Source organism: Pseudobacter sp., assembly GCF_051955275.1.
Classification (GTDB): domain Bacteria; phylum Bacteroidota; class Bacteroidia; order Chitinophagales; family Chitinophagaceae; genus Pseudobacter.
Map to the genome: position 1 here is coordinate 1 of NZ_JBQCGW010000283.1, position 8,150 is coordinate 8,150.

5 protein-coding genes are annotated in these 8,150 nt (G+C 44.7%); 2 read left to right on the forward strand and 3 right to left on the reverse strand.

Going from position 1 to position 8,150, the window contains the following annotated elements; translation table 11 throughout:
- The 3 genes from ACTHMC_RS24835 to ACTHMC_RS24845 all read right to left on the reverse strand — a co-directional run.
- A partial coding sequence (locus ACTHMC_RS24835) for a DUF262 domain-containing protein (RefSeq protein WP_440417401.1) occupies positions 1-1,409 on the reverse strand: 1,409 nt, incomplete at its 3' end.
- Entirely contained in the window at positions 1,406-3,229 is a 1,824-nt protein-coding gene (locus tag ACTHMC_RS24840; protein ID WP_440417402.1) for a DUF262 domain-containing protein, read from the reverse strand. The genes ACTHMC_RS24840 and ACTHMC_RS24835, both read right to left, overlap by 4 nt.
- Before the next feature lie 185 nt (positions 3,230-3,414).
- Positions 3,415-6,996 carry a gliding motility-associated C-terminal domain-containing protein gene (locus ACTHMC_RS24845; RefSeq protein WP_440417403.1) on the reverse strand — a complete coding sequence of 1,194 codons (3,582 nt, stop codon included), beginning with the start codon at positions 6,994-6,996 and terminating at the stop codon, positions 3,415-3,417.
- A 232-nt stretch (positions 6,997-7,228) separates the two neighbouring features.
- Here ACTHMC_RS24845 and ACTHMC_RS24850 point away from each other — a divergent pair, with 232 nt between their 5' ends.
- Positions 7,229-7,858, forward strand: a complete 630-nt coding sequence (locus tag ACTHMC_RS24850) for a GyrI-like domain-containing protein (protein ID WP_440417405.1) — start codon at positions 7,229-7,231, stop codon at positions 7,856-7,858.
- Between the two features lie 129 nt (positions 7,859-7,987).
- The coding region (locus ACTHMC_RS24855; protein ID WP_440417407.1) for a winged helix-turn-helix transcriptional regulator at positions 7,988-8,150 on the forward strand (163 nt) is incomplete at its 3' end.

The following is an 8,150-nucleotide window of genomic DNA, read 5'->3' on the forward strand; positions in this document are numbered from 1 at the left end:
AAACAGGAAATCTCTCCTTCAAGTAACCTATGGTCTTCAGCTTCCCAGAAAATCTGTTCGGCCTCTGTCCTGGGAATGGAGGGGTTTTTATAAATCTGCAGTTTGATCTGTTCTTCCTGGTCTATCAGCGTAGTTCGTCCTTTAGTATAATTGAGGAGATCGCATACATCATAATGGTCTGTTTGGGTTTTGCCGTATTCCAGCATCAGTTTGATGGATACGGGAAGCTGGTTGCCGATATCCTTGCCTATATTTCTTTTTCGGGCTGCATTATTGAAAAAACGGATGAATCTGATCACCAGGTCTTCATTCCTGCATTTTGAGACAGACAGAAAAGCCAATACAGGAAGTACTCTCAGGTAGAACGCTTGTCTTTTTTCGAAAACCGTCGGCGGGTTTGTAATATAGTTTTCGTTTTTATCCTGTTCCCGGAAAAAATTGCGTATTGCTTCAGAGTTGACCATCCATACATACGCCTCGTAAAAAACTTCAAGTTCTTCAATCGTTTGTGGTAATTTCTCAAAATAAGCGTCCCTTTCTGTCTTGCCACTCGAAAAAGCACTGATCTTTTCGTTGGTTTCAGCATTCTGGCTCATCCAAAGTATCTGAACCATCCGTAAAAAGTCGTTAAAGCCAGGGTCTGCATCTTTTTCGTTGCCTTTATGCTTCCAGAAGAAGTCCTGCCAATGTTCCCATTTTGTGCCCCCGAAATCTTTATCTTCAGTTTTAGCTAAAAATTTCGCTTTCAGGGTTTCGTTTACTTCAAGTTGCCTTCCACGGGAGTTCATATAGATGTAAAGTTCTTCTCCCTGGCGTACCTCCTCGATATCAAAATATGATACCACCACTTCATGTTCAATGAACCGGGCAAATTTAACGGGTTCCTGTAGGTGTTTGTGAAGCCAATGATGAATTTCTTCAAAGTTGTTGGCGATGTTCTGGATGCTCTGATCGTATTCATATTCCTTATGATACCAGACCTGGTCTCGTATGGAGAATTCTTTACCGGGATTTTCATGGCAGTGAGAGGTTAGTTTCTGAATGAAGTCATGACTGGACTGCCTGACCTTGTAATCCAGTTTTGGCATGCCTTCCAGACATAGGTAGTCTGGAGTTTTTTTTCCTGCTTTATGATAACATGCCAGCAATAATAAATATAAAGAAGTGATCCGTTGTTGTCCGTCTATAAGGAAATATTTGTATAGGAAATCTGAATGGTTGTAGGCATATATGAATCCAAGGTATGGCTTGTCTTCTTTCGACCCTGAGAAACCTTCGTGAAAATAATCCAGGAGGCTGGTTATGTCATCAGGTTGCCATACATAATCGCGCTGGATTTCAGGCACAACAAATTGTTCGAGGTTGCGGTATTCAAATAGTTCTATGAGTGAATAGCTATCTGTTTTCATGGGATATTGAGGTATTCGGTGATTGTTTTTATTTGTCTGATTATGTATTTTTCATGATCAAGAATATCTTTTTTTGACCAGGTATGTAAGCCGGTATCTCCAGAAAGCAATAGTTTGCTGAATACATCATAAGTGTGAAACGGAACAAATTTTCCCTTGCTTACTTTGTCTACCAGTTTCTTTCTTTTTTCATTGAAGTATTTGTTGGAGAGTCCTGAGTTCATATTTTTTTCCAATAGAGATAGGTTTCCGATCCTGTGCAGGTCCGGGGCGGCATTACTGCCCAGTAATGTGCTTAAGAGTTCTTTTTCCTGTTTGTTGATACTGCATTCCGAGGTGGCTGTCATGATCTTATTGTATAAATCAGACAAACCTTCTCTTGAGAGGGAGGGATCGTCGTTCAGCTTCCTGGGATCAATATCAATGATCTCCCGGATAATATTCAGATCTTCTTCCGAAAGATTGTCTAATCCACTCAATTCTTTGGCATTTTGCGGAAAAATATGTTCAAGACTCCAACTGTCATCTGCAATTTTACTGAAATCATATACAGCTGCCTGTCTACCGTTCAGTGGAAAGAATTTAGATACATCCAGAAGCAGGAATATGTTGAATATTTCCTTAAAATGGTCTTCGTAATTCAGTTCTTTGCTGAGGTTGCCATGTTGATCAAGTGGCAGTAATTGTTTAGCATGAAATTTAAGCGATTTGACGATGCCTGTCCGGGTGCCAATGGACCGCAGCTCCTGCCAGATTGTTCCATTAAAGGAAGATTTCCAGGCGTGGATCACAAACCCAAGCAGATTTGCTATTTCAGGCTCACTGTACCAGTCGTTCAACAACATTTTCGTATCCCTGATATTATTGAAAATGCCGGAAGCGGTTAATTGTTTTTGCCCGAACTTCTCATCCAGGTAGTCAAATATCGGGTGTCCTTCCTGCCTTGGGATTTCCGGATAGGCCAGTTTGATCAGCCAGGTTAGCCTGGTATCATTCTTGTCTGGTTTGAAAAAGGCGCGAATTTTGGTTTGATTGGCCCATGCTGCCAGCTCATCCCATTGCCTGCCAAGATTGGTCCGCCACTCATTGATCTCGATTTCAGAATACCTACAGTTGTTTTTTTTCTGTTCAAGTGGTGATCTGGTAATCAGCATCCCTTTCACCAGGTCTTCATCGCTGAGTTTTATTCCTTTATTGACGTTGATGAAGATTTTCTCACTGTTCAGATCTTTATCAAGCAGATTGATGATCAGGCATACGCTGTTGCTGATATAGGACGAGAAAATAGCAATTTCAGAAGCGATGTTATCATCAAGGAATTTTCTTATCGCATTCGTGGCATGATAGATATAGAAAACATCCTGATTGTCATGATCCGGAGCCTGGCCCTTGAATTGCTCCCAGCTTCCTGCATTCAGTAATGTCTCAATGTTTTTATAAATGTATTGCTCAACGAAATTCTGCCTTGTCTGATACCTTAATTTCTCAAAAGTGTAGTTTGCACTTATCTCCGCCTTAAGAAGATATTGAATTACACAGTTGAGGATTGTTAGCGTGGTAAGTCTTTGCTGGCCGTCGATTACTTCCAGTTCATCGTTTCTTTCCTTCAGCGTGAGAAATTGGAGGTAATACCTGTTAATGTTTGATTTGAAAGCCCTGAGCAGGTCTTTCATCAAAATATCGACCTGGCCTTTTCCTTCATTTGCAATCCACTTGTATCCTCGTTGGTAAGTAGGAATCAGAAAGCAGGATTTATCAGTATCCGATAACAAATTTGTAAAAGTCCCTTGAAGGGAATAGATAGCTTTTGGTTTTGGCATATTGGAATATTACAGTTAATGGTCTTTCTTTTCTTTAAAAGGAAGTAGCTGTTCCAAGATAATTTATCTGTAGAAAGGATGTGAGGGTTTCCCGTAAAAGGAAGTCCATTCTGCTTTTTTTTGAAAAAAATCAATATCTGCTTACGTGATATATACACAGGGTAATTGAAAAGCGAAGTTGCATTTCACCGTATCAGCATCACCATTCCTCTTTTATTTACAATGCCGCAAATAGTGCGTGACTTGATGAGGTATGCATAAGCGCCAGCCGGTGCCGGCTTTCCATTGAACATACCATCCCAGCAAATACCCGGATTATTTGTTCTGAATACCAGTTGTCCCCAACGGTTGAACACTGCAAACTCTTCCACTTTGGCATCGCCCCAGCGTTTGATGCCGAAGCAATCATTTTTTCCATCACCATTTGGTGTAAATGCATTAGGCAGTACAAAGCGGGGAATGCCTGTTTGAGAAACATACACTTTTAGTGACGATGTGGATTCACAGCCATATTGATTCTTAGCCCATACCTGGAAAAGCGTAGTGGTGTCCACTGCCGCTACCGGGTTGGCTTTGGTGGGATCATCCACTTTGTCGGCAGGTTGCCAGCTGTAGCTGGTGCCTCCGTTGGCAGTGAGTACGGTGGTAGGTGTGTTACAATCTATATCGTTTGATTTGTTGATCCACACAGCAGGCAACGGGTTTACTGTAATACTCATATCGATGGTGGAATCGAAACCACAGGTGTTGTCCTGAATATGCACACTGTAAGTGGTGTTGGCATCAGGCGTGGCAACAGGCTTGTCGGAAGCGGGATCATCGATGGAAGCAGCGGGCGTCCAGGAATATTGATCACCGCCGCTGGCAGTAAAGTTCACGGTTTTACCCAGACAGATATATCGCTTTGCAGCAGATGCTGCAAATACAGGATAGGGAAAGATGCTTACCTGCACGGAGTCCATTTTTTCACAGGTATGGATATCCTTCACTTTTACCCTGAACTTCAGTTTGTCGAGGCCCGCATTTACTGTTGGCTGATCAGTAGCTATATTTACCAGGTTAGGGGATGCTTCCCAGGCGTAACTCACACCTCCACCTGCACTGATGGGAAAGCTGGTGAAGCGGCATACTGTGGTATCAGGTGTTTTAGTGATGTTGATTTCCGGATGGAGGTCTACCCATACTTTATCTTCTGCTATGCACCCTCTGGCATTTTTACCTGTAACTGTATATTCTGTTCTTGTTTTTGGTTTAGCGATGGCGTTCTGTGCGCCTGCATTCTGAAAGTCGGCGGAGGGCGACCAGCTGTAATCCACAGCGCCAGAGGCTTTGAGCAGGGCTTCACTTCCGATGCAGATGGTAGTATCGTTGCCCGCTGTTACAACCGGCTTTTCAACCGTGATCTTTACGCTGTCTCTTTTGATGAGCACTTCCGCAAAGGAAATATCATCCAGACCAAAATCATTACCGGCTGTTTGCAGGTTCTGGTTCACGATAGCAATGGTGGCTGTGGTGCTGTTGCCGGAGTTCCAGGTGGTGTAGAATTGAGTCCAGTTGCAGGTTGTGGACGGTGCGGTGATCATACCGGACAGGTTCCTGTCGTTGATGGAGAATTGCAGCTGTGCCGGATTGGTAGAGATGGCACTCATTATCCAGGTGGAGAATGCATAATTGGTATGCGGTGTAACGTTGATGGTTTGCTTCCATACCACCATATTGAGAACAGCGGAACCGTTTACGATCATCATATTGCCGGTACCGGAAGTATGATCTGTGCAGGCACTGAATCCGTTGTGCCAGGTATTGGGGTTGGAAACGATGCCATAGTCGCCTTCCGGATAGCCTTGCGTACTGAACCGGTAATCAGTCATGAACCCGGTATTGCCGGCAGAGAAATCACCATTCGCTATCAGGTTGGCATCTGTGACCTTTGCATTGAAATAGTAGGTGATATCGGTGGTTGTGCTGGTAACGGGGTTGGGAGATCTGGGATCATCCAGGCCCGTGGTTGGGAACCAGCAGAAGTCCAGCACTGGCTTTGTTCTCAGCCTGGCAGAAGTTTGAAAACAAATAGTTGTATCGGTGGTGCTGATGAGATTTTCTTTCCCGATTTCTATCCTGATGGTTTTGCTCACTGTTTCATCACAACTGCCATTGAACGCAGTGAGACTTACGGTGTAGGTTCCATAAACGGCATACTGATGGTTTACGCTGCCCGCACCCGTTGAAGTATTGCCATCCCCGAAATTCCAGCGCAGGTTACTGAGGCCAGTGCCAGCCACGGCAAAGTTCACTTCCTGTGGGTTGCAGATATTCTGTGAGAAATTGAAATCAGCTTCTTTATAGTATTCAACCTTTATAGTATCTGTTGCAGTGCAGCCGAATTTATTGATGTCTACATAGTATGTGCCGGCTGTATTTACATTTATGGATGGGGAGGTGGCTCCGTTATTCCATACATACTTGCTGCGTGGATTGGAATTGCTGATGCTGATGGTTTGTCCTGCACAAATATACCTTGTGGTAACCGTTGATACTGGTGCTGCTTCCACTACCACCTGCTTGCAGATCGATTGCTGCGTAGGCATACCATCATCGATGGTGAGGTTGATATTGTAGGTGCCCGGCGTATTGTAAGTTATTGGCGGTGGTGTATGTCCGTTGAAGCTGGGCAGACTGGCGCTATTGCAACCTGCAAACCGCAGTCTTGTGATGGTGTTGTTAGTGACATTGGTAACAAAGGCGTAGAGGTCAGCTTGTACACGAAATAATCTGGAGATGGAATGCGCAAAGCTCAGGTTGCCGAGGTTACCCAGATCGGTTCCTGAGGGCGGTTGCCCAAGGCCGTAATCGAAGTCCAGCCGGCAGACAGAAGGAGGGGCATTATGTCCATTTACAATAAATGCCACCGTCTGTTCGCAGGAGCGGATGATGGAAATGTCACGGGGATGCCTGAGCACGCCACCGGGATTGCCAAGGTTTACACCAACAGGTGTATTGAGCAATGAACTTCCGAAGTCGAGGCGGGTGAGGGACCAGTCGCCGGTTGCACTGGTACGGTCATCAGCTCCTCCATTGGTCACAAAAACGCGCCAGAACCCATTATCATTGATGGCATAAATTCCTGTGGGGAATTTGAGATTGCCTACATTGCCCAGGTTGATGGCAGTGGGTATATTATTGAAACTGTTGGTGAATGAAAATCTGGTGATGGTATTGTTCAGGGCACTGATCGTTAATCCATACCAGTCAGTGCCTTCTTTGAAGACATGGAGGTCGGTGGGTTGATCCATATTCCCGATATTGCCCCAGTCGGTGGCAATTGGGGATGGATTTGAAAGGGCCGGACCGAAATCGATTTTCACGATCCGCGGAGTAGGGCCACCCGGATAACCGCCAACGATCAGTGCATACCATCTTCCTTCATTAAAGACCAGCTGAATGCCTTCCGCGCCATTGGTTCCGGGAATAGCGCCGCCAAAACTGCCGAGACTTGTGGTGGTTGGTGTGTTAAGCAGGCTGTTGCCGAAATCATGTCTGATCAGTGTGCCGTTACCGAAGTTGACAGAGAAACCATAATAGTTTCCATTGTATTCTGCATAGTCCATGAACACCGGCATATTCAGTAAACTTCCCGGATTGCCCAGGTTGGTAGCAATAGGAGCCTGCTTCAGATCGGCCACACAAAAGTTCCAGAAACTGGTCTGCGCGCCAACGGTTGTATTGTTGATCTGCAGAGGATTACTGATACAGATAGTATCAGGCATGGTAAACGAAGGTGTAACCGTAGGTTGCGCTACCCCCGCAGTATTAACAGTCAGTAGTAAAAGAAATAAAAATTGACGGGCATGGAAAAGCATCGAACATCCGGGTTTATGACTTATTGGGCTGGTAGAATATTAAATATACTCAACTTCTAAATAAGCCTGAGTTTTTTGTCCTTACTGACATAGGGCTGTCACTCCGCCGTTCTTTCTTTGCCATACAAATCATCTTTCTATGGAAAAAACAGACCTTACGAAACAGTTCAAACAATATTTCACGGCCAAAGCATCACCAGCGGTAGTGGATATCCAAGCCGCGCAATTCATCAGCATCAGGGGCAAAGGCGATCCTTCCGGCGATGCATTTGCCGCATCGATCCAGGCGCTGTACACTGCCGCCTACGGCATCAAATTCTTTTACAAGGCAAATGAACAGGACTTTGTGGTGAGCAAGCTGGAAGGCCTCTGGCAATTCGATCTTGAAAAATACAAAGGCATCGGGATGGCGGATGCCCCTGCCAAAATCCCAAGATCTGAATGGGAATATCGCTTGCTGATCAGGATGCCGGATTATGTAAGCAGGAAAGTGGTGATGGAAATCCTCCCGGAAATTTCCAGTAAAAAAGAGAATACGCAGGTAATGCAGGTAGAGTGGTTGGAGATGAAAGAAGGTAAGTCTGTACAGATGCTGCACACCGGACCTTTCTCGAAAGAACCGGAATCACTGGCGCTGATGGCGCGGTTCATGGCTGAACAGGGATTGACCCATAACGGTCTTCATCATGAAATTTACCTGTCTGATTTCAGAAAAACACCGGAAGCAAAGCTGAAAACCATTCTTCGTGAACCTGTGAAACCGGTCTGATCCTGCCGTTCGGTGGTTGAAATGATACCGCTATGTTTTTCGTAACAGAAACCTCTCTATCTTTGCTAACATAAAGTAAGCAGTATACAAAAGGTTAGTAATAGCTTTTTAGTTAGTAAAATATAGATTATGAAGGCAGTACGTAAAGAAAGATTATCGGCAAATGAATGTAATTCAAAATTGCACGCAGTGGGAGATGCTCTCTATGTAATCGGAGGGAAATGGAAACTGCGCATCATCATTGCCCTTTCAGAAGGAAACAAGCGGTTCAACGACCTGCAGCGGAGAGTGG

Bases quoted from the DNA above. Each gene is read 5' to 3' on its own strand.
- ACTHMC_RS24840 (WP_440417402.1), bottom strand. From the start codon at position 3,229: ATGCCAAAACCAAAAGCTATCTATTCCCTTCAAGGGACTTTTACAAAT.
- ACTHMC_RS24845 (WP_440417403.1), bottom strand. From the start codon at position 6,996: ATGCCTGATACTATCTGTATCAGTAATCCTCTGCAGATCAACAATACA.
- ACTHMC_RS24850 (WP_440417405.1), top strand. From the start codon at position 7,229: ATGGAAAAAACAGACCTTACGAAACAGTTCAAACAATATTTCACGGCC.